Consider the following 22,638-nt stretch of genomic DNA (forward strand, 5'->3'; position numbering starts at 1 on the left):
AAAACTTTATCTTTGTATTTGGTAAACATAAATACTTCCGTCTATGAAGACAATAACTAAATTATTAATTCTCTCATTCATAATGATGGGAATTACAGCTTGTTACACTTCTATTCCGCTAAAGGTAGGTGAATCGGAGAATAATACGACCTATCAGGTCAGTTATCTCTTTGAGCACGATGGGTGCAAAGTATATCGCTTTTATGACAGAGGCAACTATGTCTATTTTACGACACGTGGGGATGTTACCTCCATCAAGAACGATTCGACTCAGGAGCGCAGGGTTACAATCTATAGAGATACGATCTATTCAAGCAATAACGAACTAAAACCTTAATAGTCATCTGTGTAAGTCAGCACCTTCAGTTTTTTCGAGATTCTGTATCATTCTGCACTATTTCTACCACAACCTCTTCTTCATCAGTGTATGGATTTACAATCTCAGCTACTTCGGCAGCAGTCTTCGGCTTCACAGTAATGCCTTCTTTGGTCTGCTCAACATACGCCATACGTCCGTCGGGTAGATAATACAGGTAGTCAATGCACACGCTTCGACGCCCTGTGGCACCGGATTTACCATCTATGGTAAGTATTGCATTATGGTAGAACAGATAGTTTTGTCCCTTGAATTCAATGATTCCCGGGTGTATGGTAAAGCTATTTTCTGCCATTCCTGTCAAGACTCCACGATAAGTCCATGGACCATCCATGCTTGGTGACGTGGCATAGCTAATGGTTTCACGCCCCTTACCCATCGATGCATACGTCAGATAGTAAAGATTTCCACGTTTATGAATCCATGGACCTTCCACAAATTTCGGCATTTTAAGAATCTCTATGTTTCCGTCCAGTTCTGTCATATTGGGTTTAAGTTTCACTAAGAAGCAGGTACCATTACCCCAGCTCATCCATGGTGTGCCGTCATCATCCACAAAAACAGTCGGATCGATATCGTTCCACCATCCACGAGGACCGTTAGGAGTCATATCATCTGTAATAAGCGGTGTACCCCGAGCATCAATGAAAGGTCCCGTCGGACTATCTGACACGGCAACGCCTACTACTTTACTATTATATGGCGCATCAGCCTGCACCGTTGTATAATAATAGAATTTCCCATCTTTCTCTACAACCTGGGAAGCCCATGCTTCTCCAACTCCCCACGAGAAATCCGTAGGTTTCAGCACACAGCCATGATCGGTCCATGTTTTCATATCTTTTGTTGAATAACACAGCCATTCGGTTATGTTAAAGTCCTGTCCTTCTTCAGCCTCATCGTGACCCACATAGAGATACAGTCTACCATTATGCACCATAGGTGCCGGATCAGCGGTAAACTTATCCGTCACTATCGGATTACCTTCCGAAATAAACTTCACTTCATTTCTTTTCTCACCACAGGCAGATAAGATCAGATACAAACTAACAATAAAAAGAGTGTTTCTCATGATCAAAAACAATTAAGTAAGTAATTCTATTTTTTATATTCTCACTGAACCGGTGTAAATTTATAAAGAAGTACCCCATGAGCCGGAACATTGAGAGGCAATGGTTTCCGTCCTGTATCCAAGATTTTTATATCCTTTTGTCTCCAAAGGTCAGCACAGTTTGTTTACCAGTAATGTTCAGTTTTTCAAAATCACGGAAAGAGATATTAGCCTTTTCTCGGTCGAAATTACAGAAACCAACCGCCTTACCGCCATCCTCAAGTTCTTTCACATAAATACGTAATTCTCCTATTGAATACGCACATATGGCTTGTTTACCCAAAGGATCCTGATTAACAGCTATCACCTCATTGTTAGTCAGCAGACTTAGGGTGAAATCATCCATTTTCTCCAAATCGCAACCTATCAGAAGTGGTGCAGAGAATAAACTCCAAAGACTGAAATGGAGATACTGTTCGTCAGGTTTAAGCTTGGTTTGGTGAGGATTTCCCCAACCTACAATACCAAGAACCAGCATGTCCGGATCATTCCAGTTACCAGGTTTCGCCCATGCAGCTGCACGGTCTTGAGAAAGAGCAATACCTTTTACACTTTCCCAAGTATCCGTGATATCGTTAGTCGTACGCCAGCACTGGCCTCCGACGGCATCTCCCCATTTCCAAACATCTCCCATACCATACTGGCACAAGTTATAAACAATGTCCCTGGGCTGTTTACGTAAATAATCACCCATAATCTTAAATGGCTTTCTACCGGCAATTGAATCCCCACCCCCTTGAAATGCCAAGGAAGACACACTGTAAGGATCCTTATCTAAATCACGGTCAAGAACTCCCCCGTAACTGCACCAATCATATTTCAAATAATCAAATCCCCATTTACCATACATATCAGCATCTTGCTTTTCATAACCATAACTGCCTACGCAACCTCCACAAGTCCACGGACCAGGTGAAGAATAAATACCCACTTTCAGTCCAAGTGAATGTATATAGTCCGTTAACCCTTTCATATCAGGAAATTGAGCATTAGGTATGATATTACCTTGATCGTCACGCAACCGTCCACCTCTGGTCTGGTCGTTGGGATCTCTGTGATGTTGCCATGAATCATCTATGTTGATATAAGTCCAGCCATAATTCACTAAACCACTTTCAATCATAGCTCTTGCTGCTTGCTTCACTTTTTCAGCCGAGACTTCGTGTCCGAAGCAGTTCCAACTGTTCCATCCCATCGGTGGGGTAAGAGCAATCCTGTCACCACACTCAATACGAAGCTTTCTTTCTGCCGTCCCTTTCACATTTTTTGCCTGTAAAACCACTTCAAATGTACCGGCTTTGGTTAGCTTACCCGTAATTAGCCCCGTTTCCGGGTGGATCTCCAACCCTGCCGGCAATCCTTCTACTGCAAATGTCATCGGACGATCGCCTGTAGCCGCTACCTGATATTGGAATGGTGAACCGGGACGCACTCCAAACACAGAAGCCCCATTAATTCTCGGCGTCGCGAGAGCAGGTGGAGTCAGTATATAAGGTTCCGTAGCAATGAATTTAAGTGTAGGAAAACTCTTCTTTCCTTTTGATATTATCTTTGCATCCGCCCAGTCAGCATGGTCATAATAAGGCCCGTCACCACCATCAGCAACAATCAGTTCAAGCCTTTTGACTCCATCCAGTGAAACCGAACATAATTTAGGCGCATCTCCCGCCTTTACAATTCCACTGGACCAAAGTCTGGCTCCATCTCCTATTACAACAAATTCGGCAGATGTCTTATGTTCGATGATCTCATCATCCAGCCCTACCTGAGCCGTAAATGATACGGCTTTGCCATCCAACTGAATTGCTATCTCACTGACTGAATGGGTGCCCACTCCGCGTTCAAACGTTTGTCCTCCGATTGTCAGGGTTTTACCGTCAACCGATTTATTTTTCATAGCTACTCCATTACCTTGAGTCATAGCTGTCAGATCCAAATCATCAAGCCACACAGTATGGGATTGACCACATCCTGTAGTTATGGAGGCTATTACAAACCCTACAAGGGTCAATAACAGTTTCATATTATTCTTCATATTTTAAGATATTTCCAAATCATTGTTTCAAGAAAGCATTACAGTGATATCACGATTGATTTTCCCTCATAGATATTGCTTATCCTCTGTAACTTCAGATTCAGGAACAGGAAGTTTTTCTGTATAAATAAAGACGCTGAACCCGGTTGGGAAAATTGCATCCGGACAGCATTCTGATTTAATGGTATCAGCGAAAGTAATCCCTGTTTCAGTTCAATAACTACTTTTTCTTTTTGCTTTGAAGTACATGCCATATTCAACAAAACAGCACAGAACAACAGGATGATTCCTGTTGTTCTGATATACTTTCTTTTATTCCTCATAGTATTTAGTACAAGCTATTTAGAGAACATCCAATAATCAAAATACATAAGATTGGTAGCAGGCCGCCCCTTTACTACAAAATACAAATCATGTACTCCGGTCACTTTTGTAATATCAATAGTCCGTAAGTCCCAACGATCACTTCCTCCTGTACGCGGTACCTTCATTGTCCCTATCAGTTGCCCACCAACACCATCCAGACGGATTTCCAGATTTACGGGATCATTATGTGTAGTTCCTACTCTGGCACTAAACTTTGTTGCACCGGTTGCCTTGAAATCCACACCGCGGACACAAGTATAACTGCCATTCTTCATTGCCGTAACAAAAACACCCACCTGATCATTTTTGAAAGACTTGAATCCCTCGGAAAAAGCAATAGTCTCCGCTTCCGTTTTTACATACGGATTCAGTGTCGCAATCCCTTTTGTAATACCTTCTGTCATCTTCAGTTGAGGAATAGATCCGTCTTTGTTGAATTTAAGTTCTTCAACACATACCGAACGATTGAAACCACCTCCTCCAGGCAACTGTCCGTTATGATAGAAAAAGTAAGTTTTGCCCTTGAAATCAATAACTCCCGGGTGGATGGTAAACACTCCACCACCGGCAGGCATCACTACTCCTCCGTATTTCCATGGACCTGTAGGAGTATCGCTGGTTGAGTATCCGATATGCTCGGGTAGCGGACCTCCCGGCCAGAATAAATAATACTTCTTATCCCGCTTATAAAGCCAGGGGCCTTCTTCATACAGAGTGGCTCTCTGGGCATCGCCTTCGCGTTTACCAAACGATTCTGCTACCAAAGGTACACGCACAATATCCCCACTATAAGAAATCATATCCTCATTCAACTTCACATAATACAGATTCGGATTTCCCCAATACAAATAAGCCTGTCCGTCATCATCAATAAAAACAGTCGGATCAATGTCTCCCCATTCACTCTGAACCAATGGCTTTCCAAGCGGATCATAGAAGGGACCGTAAGGACTATCAGCTACCGCCACACCAATTGCACCTCTATTGTTTATATTCGAAATCATGGGTACGTACATATAAAATTTACCATCTCTCTCAATACATTGTGGAGCCCATGCATCCCCTTTTGCCCATTTAAAATCAGTATATGATAACACAGCGCCATGATCCGTCCAGTTCACCATATCATTGGTCGTATACAATCGCCAGTCGTTCATCGTAAACCAGGTAGAATTATCCTCATCATGGGTAGTATAAAGATATACTTTATCATTATATACCATTGGAGCCGGATCAGCCGTATAATTTGTCTGAATGATTGGATTTTGTGCCAATCCCGAAGTACCCATCACCACCAATAACGATGAAAGGAATAAAGATTTCATTTTATTCATATTGCTTTTTTAGTTTGATTATTCTATAATTAATATTTCATGAATATCAAGATATTATTTATTAATAGTCACCCTATCATCGGCCCTCTCGTAGTCAAAGCAGTCAACGTCGACATAACCTCCCAACGACTTCGTTGCATAGTTAAAGATGGCAAACTTACTTCCCATAAACAGTTTTGTATAATCAAAACGCATTTTGAAATCCGTTCCAATCTTCTTCCATTCCTTATTATCCAAGCTATAATAGAAAGTAGCAATATCCCGCTTCGGAGTAAAATCACCCTCTATACGCAAATAAATGATATCCTGATTAAGTTCTACCTGTTCCTGTTCCTCTACATCCACACTTGCAATGGCTTTATTAGGAGTATTATCAAAGTTGACTACATTGGTAGACATCACAAGTCGTTTCGCATCTCCCTCCTTCACCACAGACAAAAGTCCGGAATGTCCATTGAATGCACTGAAACCTGCCACATCACCATCCTTCATATTCGAAATATCAAGCGAGACAGTAGCCTTACATTTCGGTCCTTCCATACGCTGTGTAATTGTATTCGGAGCAAGATACAGATTATCAACCACCCGACTGGTCTCTAAACGTAAATATCCCGGCCGCTCTGTGAGCGACCACTTATCATCTACCGGATTATGATTCCATTGCCAGTAGAGTGAAAGCTTCTCATCGCTGAAATCATCACTTCCAAGTATTCCTTTGGTGTTTTCAGTCGGATATATCTCTTTTTCCATCGTCAAGGGTACATGACCGTTTTCATCTCCCAGCATCGGCCATCCGTCTACCCAGCGGCAGGGCATCAGAGTAGGCACCCGGCCTATTCCTCCACGGTCTTGAAAAATAACCCCATACCAGTCTCCTTCTTCCGAGTCAATAATACAACCTTGGCCTACTCCTCCGTAACCGTCAAAATCATGTTCCAGGATAACTTTTTTCTCATAAGGTCCTGTTATCTTGTCAGCACGGTAACATACTTCCCTGCGCACTCGGCCAGGGACACTCCAGTCCATAGAAATCATCAGCAAATAATACTTCCCATTATGTTTCACAACCTGGCTTCCTTCCAATAGTCCCTGTTCGTCAGCATCCCGCTCGAATATCTTCATACTGACTCCATCGGACTTCACATCCGATAAGTCACTCTTCAACTCTTTCAACTCACCGGTTCCATAGAATACATATACCCGTCCGTCATCATCAAAAAACAAAGAGGCATCATGGAAATGCTGCGTTCTCGACAATAGTTCCCACTTTCCGGCGGGATTGTCCGCCGTGAATATATACGACCGATAGGGTACATCGTTAGGTGAGAACAAGACATAGAATTTCCCATTATGATAGCGTATGGAAGATGCCCATTGCCCGCGTCCATAAACTGTTCCACCGATTAAATCATACTTTGAGTTATCAGTCAACTTATCGAAGACATAACTCACAGTTTCCCAATTCACCAGATCTTTTGATCTCATAACAGGTCCACCGGGCATCAAGTGCATGGTGGTACTTATCATATAATAGTACTCTCCTGCACGCGTCACAGACATATCCGGTACATCAGCATAAATTACGGGATTCCGATACGTTCCCTTCACCGACATTTCCGAACCGGAACACCCCATCAGTAATGAAGCAACAGTCAGCCATGCCAACATAATCTTTTTCATGATACAAATATATATTTATTTACTATTTATTTCTGACACAATTTCCCGGTCATCTTACTTGAATCTCCAATAGTCCATGTTAAACATTTCTCCATCACCTCCTCTAAAAACAAGGTACAGATCATGAACTCCACCCGTCTTCTCTACATCAGCAGTAAAGGTTTTCCACGTATTCCAGCCACCGGTATTATTTATATTACATACGCCCAGCAATGTACCATCAAGACCATCCAAACGGATTTCAATCTTTCCTTTGGTTATTGTGGCTGCACGGACTTCAAATGTCTTTGCCCCTTTGCCGAAGTCAACCGCTTTCACTTGAAGGAAATCCCTGTTATGAATGGAAGTAACATACATCCCGCTTTCATCGTCCTTGGCGGTTTTGAGTCCCTGGCTCCAGGCCATTGTTTCCGCCTCAGTCCGCTTATAAGGATTCAGTGTACCAACAGATTCAACCCCGACACCGTCATCCCACCAGGGCAGTTCTTTGATTGTACCGTCAGGATTATATTCTAGTTCAGCCACACATATAGACCGGCGTTCATGATGTTTGTCGGTTATCATGAAATTCAATCTATAATTAAATCCGAACACATAAGATTTACCTTTATAATCAATGATGCCCGGATGGTTTCCGGAAGACTTTCTGTTAGGTTTCATTATATACCCCTTGAATTCCCAGGGGCCTACCGGGCTGGGACCCATTGCATAACCGATACCTTCCGGACAGCATGTACTTGCATAAGCCATATAATAGTGCTCGTTCTTCTTGTATGCCCAAGGACCCTCCTGAAAATGATAAGGGTCTTTCTGATTTTCTATCTTCCGGATTAATTTATCTTTCGTGATTTCCCCCGCACAGGATATCATATCTTCATTCAGTTTCACATACCAAAGATTAGGATTTCCCCAATATAGATATGCCTGTCCATCATCGTCTATCAATACACTCGGGTCAATACTGTCATACTCGGCACCGATCAAGGGTTTTCCAAGGGGGTCGGTAAAAGGGCCAAAGGGATTATCAGCAACCAGCACACCGATGCCTCGTCCCTGCACGGGACAATACAAATAGAACTTCCCATTACGCTCGATGCACTGAGGAGCCCAGGCACCATTCTCAAATCCTCCCCAACCTGATACGGCAGGGTCAGCCCATTTAAAGTTATATAAGTTGGCTATGGTTCCATGATCTGTCCAGTTCACCATATCGGTGCTGGTGTAAAGCAACCATTCTTTCATGCGGAAGCCTGCCATCCCTTCGGGAGCATAGTCTTCATCATGGGTAGTATAAAGGTATACTGTACCCTTGTGCACCATTGGCGCAGGGTCGGCAGTAAATTTGGTCTGTATAATCGGAGTCTGGGCATTCAGGCTCTCCTGAGGAGAAGCCATACACAACATAACTGCCGTCAGCCCGGGCAAAATAAGTTTCTTCATTGTTTCTGGTATTTAAAATCTATATTTCCAAATAGCACTAAAATTTCACACTCACTCTTTTCCCATTGTAGTCAACAGCTTTCCGGCTTCCATCTTGAAGTACAACAGTAAACTTTCTGTTTTTCAACATTCCTTCGTATGTCCCCTTCCGTGCTCCAATGGTCAACTGGCGGGAAGCATTGTTCCATATCATAGGGATTTCAGTATATGCTCCCAACTCATAATTATAATTATCAAATTCATCCTCATATAGAACAAAAGAACCATCGGCACCGGCATATACTCTCAATTCAAGATTATCCCATGGTTTCTCTGTTGCATACTGCACTTTAGGTCCCATTGGAATGATACTACCCGCTTTGATATACAAAGGAATGACATCAATAGTCGTTTCCTTTTCTATTTCCTGTCCGCCGTCATACTTTTCATTCGTCCAGAAATCATACCAGATAGCACCTTCCGGCAAATATACCTTTGCGGACTTAGCCTGCATAAAGTCTACCGGAGCTTTATTCTCAAATTTCTGAACATTATTCTTATCCCAGCCATCATTTTCTTTTAGTTTTACCAGCTTCTCCTGAGTGTATTGCGCATTAACTACCGGCGCTACCAGAATGGATTTGCCGAACATGTATTGGTCTTTTATATCCCATACTTTCTTGTCAGCAGCAAAGTCCATCACCAACGCACGCATAAAGCTCGACTGCCGTTCGGTCACTTCCCATGAAGTGGAATAGATATAGGGCAACAATGCATAGCGCAGATGAATCATTTTTTCAATAGCATCATATATTGGTTCACCTTTTTTCCCGAATTGATAAATCTCCCTCGGTGTATCAGCTCCATGTGAACGCATCATCGGTGTAAACGTACCGAATTGCAACCAACGCACATACAGTTCCTGATACATCGGATTCTTGGGTGCACTTCCGTCATTCCAGCCCCTATTATAGTTTCCGGCAAAGAAGCCACCAATATCCGAGTTGAAATTAGGATTTCCGGTCAGAGTAAAATTCAAGCCTGCCGGAATCTGATTGCGCAGTGACTCCCAAGAAGAGCCGATATCTCCCGACCATACATTGGCTCCGTAACGTTGCTGTCCGGCAAAAACGGAACGTGTAAGAATAAAGACGCGTTTATCGGAAGTTACGGCACGCTGGTTATCATACACTCCACCCACTGTCAACAGCGGATAAGCATTGCGCACCTTGCGGAACGAACCCAGATAAGTCTTCGTATCAAAGTCCTCCGGCTTCCAATCGAAGTGGTCGGGTTCCGTAGAATCCATCCACCAGCCGTCCATGCCTAATTTGAAGATACCTTCATTCAGGTATTTCCAATAAATATCACGGGCTTTCGGGTTATAGGCATCGTATACACGTACTCCGGAAGGATATTCCATATCGGGCGGCCAAGTTTCAAGCCCCGATTGGGGCCATGTGGAAAAGTTAAACAGCATACCATTCTTGTCCAGTTCCCTGTAAGGCTTAGTCATCGGTCCAAACGAAGACCAGATAGAAATCAGTATATGCGCATTCATTCCATGCACATCATCGATCATCTTTTTAGGATCGCTGAACGAAGGGTTCTTAAAGTCCATCGCATTCCACAAATAGTTGTGTCCCCAGTATTGCCAATCCTGAATGATTCCGTCGAGAGGAACACCCAGTTCACGGTATTTCCGTACCACTCCCACCGTTTCTTCCTGGCTCTTATACCGTTCCTTGCTTTGGAAATAGCCGTAAGTCCAAAGGGGGAACATGGGAACCTGTCCGGTCAATGCACGCATCTGCGCAACTACGCCGTCGGCATTTCCACCATACATAAAGTAATAGTCGATGCAATCTCCCACTTCGGACTGGAAAGACGTCTCTTCCGCTTTATCAGCAAAATTGGTTGGCGAATAATTATCCCAGAAAAGGCCGTATCCCTTTACTGACTGTACGAATGGAACCACATCTTCCACATTGCCCTGCACAAGATGCTTGGTCTGATTGCGTTGCGACATTTTCCCATTCTGAAGAATACCCAATCCATAAAGAGGTTCATCTTTGTCCAAAAGAAACGTCTGCTTAACAGCGAACGTTTTTGTGCCTGCATCATTAAAATCAGTGAATTCCGGTTTTCCTTTCTCACTGAGCAACGGCTCTCCTTTAGCATTAAAGAAAGACACAATGCCGGATTCCAAATTAAGAGCAACCCCCATTTCACTACTTTTCAAGCTTATAATATTGCCTTCCTGAGTAACGGAAGTCTTCACTTTCTGAGGAATTTCTACTACAGAAAGACTCTCCTTCGTATACTTCCACCCATTGGGAGATTTTAGTATTCTTACAATTGACGGAGTATAGAATTGCAATTCTACATCTACAGAATTAATGGTCACTTTAATTCCCTCAGGAATTTGCTGATAATCCTGCCCAGCAAGCGGAATACAACAACACAGCACCATTAATATTAATACACTTTTAATTGATTTCATGGCATTTATTACATTTAATGATTAGAACTCGCATTCCATAACTTTGTACGATACAAAAATAGCTGCATATCTTTTACACCTTTTTCAATATTAGATATTTGACTTTCAATATTAGATAAATTGATGGCTATCTATCAGAACATTCCATCAAGTAGCCATAATAATAAGCCTGATTGCCATCAATCGTGTATTCATCCAGCGTTCTTGTTCCCCAAGAGTTAGCTCCTCCTACGCCATGAATATATTCAAACCAATATTCACATAGTCGCGTCCGGGGAGTTCATAGGCATGCCTGTCCTTCTCTAAATTTTCCTCATCATACGGGCACACACCCAAACAGAGCGATTGCAAACCTGTCACTTTCAGAGATTTGATTTCAGATTTCAGATAAAACTTCTTTCGTAGATTTACCGTAGCTCTATCGTACTTGAGCCGTATCCGAACCGTACTTGCTCCGTACATTCTTCGGTCAGAGGTACCTCCAGGCGGAGAAACTACGGGTTTGGTACGGAGCAAGTACAGCCCAGGTACGGTGAAAGCACAATGAAGGGATACAAATGGGAAAGCAGCGGATAGCCATATTTTCCGAAAGATGTAACACCAGGAAAGAAACATGTAACATCATTATTGGGCTGAGAAAGCAGAATGCTGTATGTTTGCGACATAAAATTCAAAACCATGAAAAACATTGCAATTATCTTAGTATGCGCATTGGCATACTGCTTCGGGGTACAGGCACAAAGTACCATCCCCCACTCCCAGGCTGGTTTCGACGTAGAAAAGGCAGGAATAGCCCAAGGGAAAATAGAAACAGTGACTTATAACTCCAAAACCGTCGGCACGAAACGGAAAGCATTGGTTTATACCACTCCCGGCTTCAATAAGAGCAAAAAATACCCTGTACTTTATCTGCTGCATGGCATTGGGGGTGACGAACTAGAGTGGTTCAATAACGGCAAACCGCAAGTCATTCTCGATAACCTGTATGCCGAAGGCAAACTAACGCCGATGATCGTAGTACTCCCCAACGGAAGAGCTATAAAAGATGACCGCGCTACCGGCAATATCATGGCTCCAGATAAAGTAGAAGGTTTCGCCATTTTTGAAAAAGATTTGCTGAACGATCTGATTCCCTTTATTGAAAAGACATATCCTGTAATCAAGAACCGGGAGAGCAGAGCCATCGCGGGACTGTCAATGGGTGGCGGGCAATCCCTAAATTTTGGTCTGGGAAATCTGGATAAATTCGCCTGGGTAGGAGGATTCTCATCCGCTCCTAACACCAAAGCACCCGAAGTACTTGTCCCTAATCCGGAAGCTGCCAAACAGCAACTGAAACTACTGTGGATATCCTGCGGGGACAATGACAACCTAATGTCCTTCAGCGAGCGCACTCACCTCTACCTGCAACAGCATCGGATTCCCCACATCTTCTATGTGGAGCCCGGAGGCCACGACTTCAATGTATGGAAAAACGACCTCTACCTATTCTCTCAATTGCTATTCAAGCCTGTAGAGACATCAAGCTTCGATAAATACGGCCTTCACGGAGCACGTGCAGAATCCAACGTACGGAATTCCAAATATCCGCAACTGACGGCAGACCACCGCGCTATTTTTCGCATAAAAGCCCCGGATGCACAAAAAGTACAGATAGACCTGGGACGGAAATACGATATGGTCAGACAGAAAGGGGGTATCTGGGAAACAGTAACCGATTCTTTGGGTGAAGGTTTTCATTACTATTCACTACTGATTGACGGAGTGGCGGTAGCTGATCCCGGAAGCGAGACTTTCTATGGCATGGGACGCATGGCAAGCGGCATTGAAGTTCCTTTCAAAGGTGGAGAATATTATGCACTGAAGGATGTGCCGCACGGTGATATCCGCATGAAACGCTACTACTCGGAAGTAAGCCGTTCGTGGAGACGCTTCTTTGTATATACACCAGCCGGATATGACACCCACACGGCTGAAAAATATCCTGTTTTATACCTGTTGCATGGTGGCGGAGAAGATGAACGCGGTTGGGCTACGCAAGGCAAAACCGACCTGATAATGGACAACTTGATCGCTGAGGGAAAGGCTAAACCGATGTTGATAGTAATGTTAGACGGCAATATGCCTTCTGCCGGGTTCAATGCCGGTGCCTTGAAAGCATTCGAAGCCGAGCTGATGCAGGCTGTCATTCCATTTGTAGAAGATAACTACCGTGTCAGAAAAGAAGCAGACAGTCGGGCACTTGCAGGCCTCTCTATGGGAGGCATACAAACACTTTATGCCGGCCTATACCATACAGATTTGTTCGCTCATCTCGGTGTATTCAGTTCCGGATGGCTACCTTTTTACCAGAAAATCGCAGATGGCCAATACGAGTTTATCAACAAGAATAAAGCGGCAATAGACTCTCAACTCAGATTACTCTGGATCGCCATGGGAGGCAAAGAAGATATAGCCTACCAGAACTGCCAGAATATGCTTAAAGAGTTTGATACACTAAAACTGAAGTATACGTATTCCGAATATCCGGGTGGACACACCTGGCCGGTATGGAGAAACAATCTGTATAATTTTGCACAGTTATTATTCAATAAATAACAAAAGGCACATGAGAAAACAATCTATCTTCTTATTCAATACTTATAAGGATTATCACAAATTTATCTGATTTTGAAATTCAAATATCTAATATCAAAAGCCACTCATTCTTCAATGGCCTACTTTTGTCGCATGGTGCCTTATTGAACAAATAATAACATAAATATTTACGTATAAAAAAGATTAGATTGGTTATGAAAAGAATTCAAGTCGTTTTATTATTGTTTGCTATTGTCCCTATGTTTGCAATAACAAAAGCAATAGCCGGTAATAATAATCAACCGAAAACTTCCAAGTTTGTTTATCACGGAGCCGGTAATCCGTATCTACCATTATGGGAACATTTACCGGACGGAGAACCCCGTGTTTTTGAAGACCCTGACAATCCGGGAAAGTTCCGCGCTTACATCATCGGTTCGCACGATGTCCGCTTCGGCAGTTATTGCGGGCCGGACATCAGGATGTGGTCGGCACCCGTGGAAGATTTATCAAGTTGGCGTGACGAAGGCCCCATCTTCACCTATCAGGTAGGAGGACAATGGGATGTGATGTACGCCCCCGACCTTGTTGAAGTGAAAAGAAAGGACGGCACAAAAGAATATTATCTGTTCCCGCACAGCCGCGGCAGAGACAGGGAAGCGATGGTGGCTAAAGGAAGTCGTCCCGACGGACCTTTTACACCCATCAACCTGACCGCCGACGGCACGAAAACCCTGCCCGGAAGTATTCTTGGATTCGACCCGTCTATATATATCGAATACATCACAGACCCGAACGACCCGGATTATGAAATCGGATTCAGAGCCTATGGATATTGGGGATTTCAACGCTCATTAGCCGCCCAACTGGATCAGAACACCCTATACTCTGTACGCCCCGGAACAGAGGTTATCCCCTATTTCATGCCGGCAGGCGTCCGCAGAGGTAACAACCGTGGTCCGAAGAATATTTCATATCCGCACATCTTTCCCGGAGAAGACCTTGAAGCATTCAACTTCTTTGAAGCCTCATCCATACGTAAGATTGGAAATAAATATGTGACCATCTATAGCGGACATTCAGGTCCCGATTATGGATTGGGCAGTTCCAACTCCACTTTGCGCTACGCTTATGGTGACTCTCCGCTGGGTCCGTGGAAGAGCGGCGGCGTTCTGGTCGATTCGCGTGCACCGGTGCTAAACCAGGATGGTTCACGTCTGCAAACAACTAATGCAGGGCACAATACGCATGGAAGTATAGAACTCATCAACGGACAATGGTATGTATTCTATCACCGCCCGCCCCGTGGATTCGGAAACGCCCGCCAGTCGATGGTAGCTCCAATCCATGTGGAATGGGATAAGAAGCCGGTATCGGAAGGCGGCAAAGTATCCATCAGAGCTTACGATCCGTATGCAAAAGATAAAATCTGGACAGCCAAAGACAGCCAGGCGAATGAATACAAAGGAGCGGAAGTAACTTCGGAAGGCTTCCATATATTTGGTCTTGATCCTTATCAGTATTATTCCGCAGGATACGCATGTTATCTCTCCGACGGACGTATCCAGCAGGATTCATGGGACATCTGGGATAACCACGCTCCTATCACAAACGTGAAGAACGGCCATATAATAGGATATAAGTACTTCGGTTTCGGCGGATTGAATAAAGACAAATTGGGTTTGAAAGCTTTCGAAGGAACCAAAAAGGGAAACAAAACCGCCTTCAACCTCTTCCTTGCACCGAAAACATCAAAGACGTTTAAAGTGAACGTTTGGTTAGACGGTCCGTGGGATAACGAAACCTGGAAAGGAACGAAGATAGGTGAGATAGTTGTTCCCGCCAATTCGGCACAGGAAACAACACAGTTTACAATTGATGTATCGAAGTTTGTTGACCATTTGGACAAGAAACATGCAATTTACCTCGTTGCTGAAAGCCAGGAGACCGGTGATCTCTTTGATTTAGCCGGATTGGGATTCAGTTCAAACAAGAAGAAGATCACTCGCCCTATTGTCCCCAAAGTAAATATAGAGGTTAATGGGAAAGCAATCGAAGTACCGGAAACTCCTGTACGCTCTACCGAAAGCAATGGCATCACCGGCTATGACATCTATGAGGCTGTCTACAAACTTCCCGCCGGAAGTACCGGAATACCTACTGTGTCGGCATCAGCAACTGACAAGAGTGTGAAAGTAGAGATTATCCAAGCAACATCGGTTTCCGGAACTGCTATTGTGAAATTCGATTATAAAGGGGTGGTTAAAACATATAAGGTTGTGTTTAAAACGACAGAGAACAAATAGAGCTTCTGTTAGATAAACGCTTCTTTACATACTCTAGAACAAATAAAGAGGATGTGTCTATATATGAAGTTAGTCCCAAAGGTTTCTGTCTAACTTTTGAATTTTTCTTCATATATACACATCCTCAAATTGTTAGGAGACTTTCTATTATACAATAAAAATAATCTACTCATGAATAATACTGACGATTCGACAGAAAACAAACTTATTCATAAACTGAAAAAAGGTTCTATGAAGGCTTTTGATACTATTTATAATATGTATGTAAAACAACTCTATACATATTGTTTTCAATATACAAAGTCAAAAGAAGATGCAGAGGAAATTGTGCAGGATGTTTTTGTACGTCTATGGATCAATCGCAAAAATATCCGGCAAGAAGAAACACTGCGTTCTTTATTATTCATTATGTCTAAACATCATTTGATCAATGCTTACCGGACACATATCAATTCACTGATGTATGAAGATTATGTGAAATATCAAGATAACATCCCGGCTGAGAGCCAAGGATGCCCATTAGAGTATAACGAATTTGTAAAACAACTGAAGACCGCACTGCATAATCTATCCGATACACAACAGCAAGTTATTGAAATGTCCAAGTTAAAACACTTGACTAATAGAGAAATTGCATTGGAGCTAGAACTTAGTGAACAAACTGTTAAAAATCAACTATCTTTGGGACTAAAAAAATTACGAGAAGAGTTGAAAAACATATCTGTATTGTTTTGGCTGTTATTTTCTGTTAACAAACTACTCTAATCAGGTACGTTATAAATTACTTTTTGTCATTACTAAAAAAAATAAATTGAAAAATGGATAAGTTAACTCAGAAATATAGATTAGATACTTTAACTCCCGATGAGCTACAAAAGCTGAAGGAGAAAGTTAATAAAATGTCAAACAATGAATTGGAAACAGTTATCTACAATGATTGGGAGAATGCAGATTTGCAAACAGATAATATAGATACTTTGCAAATAACTCATATGAAAAACAACATTAACAGTAGAATAAACAGTAGGAGGCCAGTACGCTTAGTTATGTTAAAAGTAGTACAAATTGCTGCTGTTATTCTACTACCAATTTTCATTATAAGTACTTTCTATTTATATAAGGAAAATAACCAAATGTTGTCTAGCGAAATGATAGTAGCAACAGGAAAAGGCGAACGAGCGAACATCGTATTGCCTGATGGGACAGAAGTGGCTTTGAACTATGAATCTCAAATCGTATATACGCCCAAGTTATATAATAAACAAGAACGAAAAATAAGATTTGATGGAGAAGGTTTTTTCAAAATAAGCAAAGATAGGAAGCACCCGTTTATAATACACGCAAAGGGATTACAAGTAAATGTACTAGGTACTACTTTTAATTTATCTGCGAGAAATAATGATACAATGGCAGAATTAACATTGGAAGAAGGTTCTGTACGATTAGTATCAATAATGACCGGAAAAAACGTACTATTAGCTCCTAATCAAAAAGCGACTTTGAACTATGCTACTGGAAATATTACTATAACAAATAACTCTGAGAATAGTAAAGTAGCTCCATGGAGAAAAGGTGACTTAATTTTCCGCAATGAAAAACTGAAAATAGTACTAAAAGCCCTAGAGAATAATTATAATTGCCAAATCAAGATAGATTGCGAAAATTGTTTGGAGGATATATTTACTGGAACCCTATCAATTTCAGACATTAATGAGGCTTTGGAAGTTTTAGAGAAATCATACCATTTTAAAACAAGTATTAAGGGAAAAGAGATTCTACTGTATAAAGAACGCTAATCATCCTCATTTGAATTTCTCAGACAAAGCCACTCTTTATAAAAAGTGGCTTTGTTACCTATACAAACATGTTGCATAACATAAAAAGATTTCGGTACCTTCCTGAAAATCTTTTGTCTTTATTAGCAAGCAACCTAAACATCGGTTGTGAAATAGTAATAATCTAAAATCATAGTAGTATGAACAAGCATGTTAAAATGAAGCAAATTGTTATGCTTACACTGTTCTTTATCTTTTATTGTGAAGGTATTTATGCTCAAGAACAATTAGTTACTGTGGATTTAAAAAATGCCACACTAAAAAAAGTTTTCAAAGTAATAGAACAGCAAACAAGTTATCGCTTTTCGTATCGGAATGAAGTGATTGATAATCGTGAAGATATCACGATAAAAAAGCATCAAGTATCAATAACAGAAATCTTAGATAAAGTATTAGAAAAACGTAATTTAAACTACAGTATTGTTTCCACTAAATCCATTGTTATTTTTGATAGAAAAGAACAACGTAATCCTAAAAAAGCTCCAATTACAGGTACTATAAAAGATGCCTTAGGAGACCCCATTGTCGGTGCAAATGTAATGATAAAAGGTACAAGTATCGGTGTCATTACAGATATTGATGGTAATTTTAGCCTTGAAACTCCAGTTGAAGGCACATTAGTTGTTTCTTATATAGGTTATATTGAACAAGAATTACCACTCAAAGGGAAAAACAGTTTTTCTGTTGTATTACAAGAAGATATGCAGGCATTAGATGAAGTGGTAGTAATTGGTTATGGTACTCAAAAAAAAATGGATTTATCTTCATCTATTGCAACTCTATCAACTGATGACATTGGAAAGTTACCTAATGGACTTCAAACCGGACTTCAAAGTTCTGTTTCTGGAGTACAAATTACCAATGGAAGAATCCGTATCCGAGGTGTAGGCAGTATTAATGATACAGATCCATTATATGTCATTGATGGTATGATTAGCGGTGCTATTCCCGATGAAAATAACATTGAGAGTATACAAGTATTAAAGGATGCTGCTTCTTGCGCTATTTATGGTGCCAGAGGAGCTAATGGAGTTATATTAATTAATACTAAAAGAGGCATTGCCGGAAAAGTAAAAGTAGAATATAATGGTTATGCAGGTATTAAGGAGTTACAGCACAGCATTGACTTGCTAAATGGAAAAGAATTGGCTGAACTTGTCAATGAAGAAATGTATAATGCAGACCCAAGTAGAACAGATTACATGAAAAGTCTGTCAGATCCTGTATCTATTGGAAAAGGTTATAATATGCTCAATGCCCTCAAACGTACTGGTTTTTATCAAAAGCATAATTTATCTCTAAATGGTGGATCTAAAAATGCTCATTTTAGAATTAACGGAAACTACTCTTCAGATCAACCTACATTTATTAAAGAGGATAATCAAAACTTTGGTTTACAGTTTATCTCAGACTTTGTCATAGGAAAATTCAAATTTGGAGAAACATTTATGATCAAAAGGACCAATCGAGATTGGAGTAATAAAAATGTTTTAGTTTCATTACAATGGTCTCCTACTATGCCTTTCTATGATCCTAATCACCCGACAGGATTTATGGGAGCGGGAAATGGAACTACTTGTAGTAATCCTTTAGCTGAAGCCCATCTTAACTGGAATAAAACGGAAACAACTTTGATAAATGGAAATGCGTGGGCTATTTATGAAATTCTTCCTGGACTAAATTATAAACTCAATTTAGGAGTTGATTATTACAATACAATGACACAAAATTACGATGGAGATTATGTAATTGTCTATTTAACACACTCTCCAGACCAATATGATATTTCAAGTTTGAAATCCAATAGAGTATTATATGAAAACACATTATCATTTGAACGCAGTTTTGGTAAACATAATATTAGTGTTTTAGCAGGTATAACTTCAGAGCAGACCAAAAGACTTGGTGTAAATGCAGGTGCCAGAGCAATGGCTAGTGAATCTGTCTTATCCTTAGGGGGCACACGCGATAATGAATCAAGAGTAGTAGGTTCTTCCGAATTTGAATCAGCAATGTATTCTATATTAGGTCGAATAAACTATAGTTTTGATAGTAAATATATGTTAACAGCTAATTTCCGTAGAGATGGTTCTTCTAATTTTAGTAAAAAAAATCGTTATGGTAATTTCCCATCATTTTCTGCTGCATGGAGAATTAGCCAAGAAAGATTTATGAAGAATTTGAACTTTATCACTGATTTAAAAATTAGAGGAAGTTGGGGAGTACTTGGTAATTCCAATATCAATGCATATCAATATCAAAGTAGTGTATCATTTGATAAAATATGTTATTATTTAAATAATAAAAGGGTAACAGGAGGACTACCCGTAACACCTTCCAACCCCAATGTAAAATGGGAAAGTCAATATTCCACAGATCTAGGAATAGATTTAACAATGTTCGATAATCACTTTATATTTACTTTTGATTATTACTATAAAAAAACGAAAGATATGCTCGTGCAAGTTCCTATATCATTTGCAGCAGGATATATGAATAATTTTCCAGTGTTAAACGCAGGTAGTATTGAAAATAAAGGAATAGAAATTGCTTTAACTTACAGAAATAGCTATAAAAAATTAGATTACTCAATTTCTGCAAATTTGTCTACAGTAAAAAATAAAGTGCTGGAACTTGGAACAAACAACGAAATATTTGCATCTAATGAGATCTCAAAAACTGTTGTTGGCAAACCTATAGGAATGTTTTGGGGATATGTTACTGATGGACTTTATACCTCACAAGCACAATTAGATGTTGATAAAGAGTTTGCTCCATTAGCAGAATTGGGAGATGTTCGATTTAAAGATTTAAATAATGACAAAAAATTGAATGCTGATGACCAAAATTTTATTGGTAATCCTATTCCCAAATTTAGTTTTGGATTGAATACTAATTTAAGTTACCAAACAAATGCAGGTACATTAGATTTTTCCATGATTTGGCAAGGTTCTTATGGAAATGATATTTATAATAATACTAGATATTATGGCGAAGGTATGTTTGGTTATACTAATTGTTTTGCAAGCACTAAGAATCGTTACCGTGCAGAAGAATTATCGTTTGTGAATCCAGTTTCTGGTATTACCACTATATATCCTCAAAATACGAATACCAATATGCCAAGAGCTATATTAGGGGATCCTAATCAGAATACAAGAAAGTCAGATAGATATGTAGAAGATGGTTCATATCTTCGTTTGAAATCATTAACATTATCTTATACTTTGCCAACTAATCTTGTAAAAAAGCTGAATATTGAAAAACTAAAGTTCTTCGTAGGTGGAAAGAACCTCTTGACATTTACAAGATATTCTGGCTTTGATCCAGAAGTGGGAGATCAAAATACAGGAAACAATCTTACACGAGGTATTGATGCATCTTCGACATGGGGATCTACTTTTCCTAATATTAGAGAATATTATTTGGGACTTGAACTTATATTTTAATAATTAATCACTTATTTGACATGAATAAAATTGAATATAATTTATTATTAATTATAGCTATTACTAATTTAATAGCTTGTGTGCCCAATATGGACTTAAATAATCCTGAAGAAATTTCAATAGATACATATTATTTGAATCAGGAACAATTAGAATCTGCCATAATCCCTGCTTATCAGTCATTATTTGGTGTATGTCAAGGTGGGTATGCAGTAGGCGCATTTAATAATCTTTTAGCTCCAGGCGACGATTATGACGTTACCCCTCTAAATACGGGAGTTTATCAAGATACATATAACACTCCTGCATACGATGGAACTATTCTAAATGCTTGGAAAGATCATTTCTCAGGTGTATATGCAGCTAATTTGGCAATAGAAAAACTAAATAATTTTGCAGGAGAACTACAGGAAGACATAAAAAACAGAATGCTAGGTGAAGCTTATTTTTTGAGAGGACTTCACTATATGCATCTATGTATGTTGTTTGGCGAAACAATTCCACTATATGATCATCCGGTAAATGATGCAAAAGATTATTATAAAGGCAATTCTCAACCAGGTGAGATCTATCAACTCATTACTAATGACTTTTTAAAAGCTTCAGAACTTTTACCTTTAAGAAGCATAATGTATCAAAATGCAGATCATATAGGTAGAGCAACAAAGGGTGCTGCACAAGCCTACTTGGCTAGAGCTTATTTATATCGTCCCATATTGGAAAAAGGAAATATTGCAGAATTCGTTAAAGCAGAAAGAATTTTAAAAGAAATCATTGATAGTAATGAATATTCTTTAGTAGACAATTTCCGGGCAAATTCTATGGGAGGTGAATATGAAAATAATCCTGAATCACTTTTTGAAATTCAATATTCATTGGGTGCTGACTTTTTTGAACAATCTTATTCGTTAAGGTGGCAAATGATTGGATTGCCTAGCGGCACAGGTAATGCATGGTGGAATTTAGCTCCTAACCAACGAACCTTTAATGAGTTTGAGGCAGGTGATCCTAGAAAGTTTATGACCTTATGGTGCCCTGAAGGAGCACACTATACAGAGCTTAATGGACATATTGCTGATTGGGATTATATGTATAAAATGCTCCCTATAAATATACCTCTTTATGGAACACGTAAATATTGCCCAGACTATCAAATGGGAAACATTGCAAACGAAAATAATGAAAGATTAATGCGATATGCAGATGTACTATTAATGTATGCTGAATGTTTACATGAAGCGGGAAAGGATAAGTTGCCAATAAATGATCCTAATGGACCTAAATATTGGATACAAATGATTCGGTCTCGTGCTAATAATATAGTTCCTTCAGAACAACCTCATCTATGGTATCAACATTCACCAGGAACAATACCTGACGTTGAAACATTTTTAGCTTCTGGAATAGTAATAAATGGAATTCCAATGAATAATATTAAAAATCTAATTGTTCATGAAAGATATGTAGAATTTTGTGGAGAATATTTGCGCTATTTCGATTTACTCCGATGGGGAATGGCCGATGAAAAATGGCTACAATCTATAAAAAATTTAGGATGGTCAGAAAAAGCAATGTATTATCCTTTTCCCCAACAAGAATTGAATAACAATAAAAATTTACAAGGAAATAAAATGAACTAATTGGAAG

15 protein-coding genes are annotated in these 22,638 nt (G+C 40.1%); 7 read left to right on the forward strand and 8 right to left on the reverse strand.

The window, feature by feature from the left end; all coding sequences use genetic code 11:
* Positions 1-43 precede the first annotated feature (43 nt).
* Positions 44-337 carry a DUF4884 domain-containing protein gene (locus tag DW182_RS11840; RefSeq protein WP_007661068.1) on the forward strand — a complete coding sequence of 98 codons (294 nt, stop codon included), beginning with the start codon at positions 44-46 and terminating at the stop codon, positions 335-337.
* Between the two features lie 25 nt (positions 338-362).
* On the opposite strand, the gene DW182_RS11845 is transcribed toward DW182_RS11840, so the two are convergent.
* From DW182_RS11845 to DW182_RS22510, 8 genes are all read right to left on the reverse strand, one after another.
* Positions 363-1,448 (reverse strand): glycoside hydrolase family 43 protein, encoded by a 1,086-nt coding sequence (locus tag DW182_RS11845; protein ID WP_118295663.1) that lies wholly within the window; start codon positions 1,446-1,448, stop codon positions 363-365.
* 127 nt (positions 1,449-1,575) lie between these two features.
* Entirely contained in the window at positions 1,576-3,522 is a 1,947-nt protein-coding gene (locus tag DW182_RS11850) for an NPCBM/NEW2 domain-containing protein (RefSeq protein ID WP_233564143.1), read from the reverse strand.
* 38 nt (positions 3,523-3,560) lie between these two features.
* The gene (locus tag DW182_RS11855; protein WP_233564144.1) at positions 3,561-3,845 is read right to left on the reverse strand and encodes a hypothetical protein; all 285 of its coding nucleotides are present in this window, start codon (positions 3,843-3,845) and stop codon (positions 3,561-3,563) included.
* Positions 3,846-3,860: 15 nt separating this feature from the next.
* Entirely contained in the window at positions 3,861-5,222 is a 1,362-nt protein-coding gene (locus DW182_RS11860; RefSeq protein WP_118295664.1) for a glycoside hydrolase family 43 protein, read from the reverse strand.
* 54 nt (positions 5,223-5,276) lie between these two features.
* Positions 5,277-6,902: a glycoside hydrolase 43 family protein gene (locus DW182_RS11865; RefSeq protein ID WP_118295665.1), complete on the reverse strand. Its 1,626-nt coding sequence runs from the start codon at positions 6,900-6,902 to the stop codon at positions 5,277-5,279.
* A gap of 54 nt (positions 6,903-6,956) precedes the next feature.
* Complete coding sequence (locus DW182_RS11870) at positions 6,957-8,342, reverse strand: glycoside hydrolase family 43 protein (protein WP_118295666.1); 1,386 nt, start codon at positions 8,340-8,342, stop codon at positions 6,957-6,959.
* Between the two features lie 37 nt (positions 8,343-8,379).
* Complete coding sequence (locus tag DW182_RS11875; protein ID WP_118295667.1) at positions 8,380-10,824, reverse strand: TIM-barrel domain-containing protein; 2,445 nt, start codon at positions 10,822-10,824, stop codon at positions 8,380-8,382.
* A gap of 228 nt (positions 10,825-11,052) precedes the next feature.
* Positions 11,053-11,439: a hypothetical protein gene (locus DW182_RS22510; RefSeq protein ID WP_233564145.1), complete on the reverse strand. Its 387-nt coding sequence runs from the start codon at positions 11,437-11,439 to the stop codon at positions 11,053-11,055.
* Between the two features lie 63 nt (positions 11,440-11,502).
* Here DW182_RS22510 and DW182_RS11885 point away from each other — a divergent pair, with 63 nt between their 5' ends.
* The 6 genes from DW182_RS11885 to DW182_RS11910 all read left to right on the forward strand — a co-directional run bounded on the left by DW182_RS11885 (position 11,503) and on the right by DW182_RS11910 (position 22,631).
* On the forward strand, positions 11,503-13,422 hold the full coding sequence (locus DW182_RS11885; RefSeq protein ID WP_233564146.1) for an alpha/beta hydrolase-fold protein: 1,920 nt from the start codon (positions 11,503-11,505) through the stop codon (positions 13,420-13,422).
* Between the two features lie 194 nt (positions 13,423-13,616).
* On the forward strand, positions 13,617-15,707 hold the full coding sequence (locus tag DW182_RS11890; RefSeq protein ID WP_118295669.1) for a hypothetical protein: 2,091 nt from the start codon (positions 13,617-13,619) through the stop codon (positions 15,705-15,707).
* 171 nt (positions 15,708-15,878) lie between these two features.
* Positions 15,879-16,472 (forward strand): RNA polymerase sigma factor, encoded by a 594-nt coding sequence (locus DW182_RS11895; protein ID WP_118295670.1) that lies wholly within the window; start codon positions 15,879-15,881, stop codon positions 16,470-16,472.
* Between the two features lie 53 nt (positions 16,473-16,525).
* Positions 16,526-17,503, forward strand: a complete 978-nt coding sequence (locus DW182_RS11900) for a FecR family protein (RefSeq protein WP_118295671.1) — start codon at positions 16,526-16,528, stop codon at positions 17,501-17,503.
* Positions 17,504-17,682: 179 nt separating this feature from the next.
* On the forward strand, positions 17,683-20,991 hold the full coding sequence (locus tag DW182_RS11905; RefSeq protein ID WP_233564147.1) for a TonB-dependent receptor: 3,309 nt from the start codon (positions 17,683-17,685) through the stop codon (positions 20,989-20,991).
* 20 nt (positions 20,992-21,011) lie between these two features.
* Positions 21,012-22,631 (forward strand): RagB/SusD family nutrient uptake outer membrane protein, encoded by a 1,620-nt coding sequence (locus DW182_RS11910; RefSeq protein WP_233564148.1) that lies wholly within the window; start codon positions 21,012-21,014, stop codon positions 22,629-22,631.
* The last annotated feature ends 7 nt before the right edge of the window (positions 22,632-22,638 follow it).

It is taken from the genome of Bacteroides sp. AM16-24 (assembly GCF_003471885.1).
Lineage (GTDB): Bacteria > Bacteroidota > Bacteroidia > Bacteroidales > Bacteroidaceae > Bacteroides.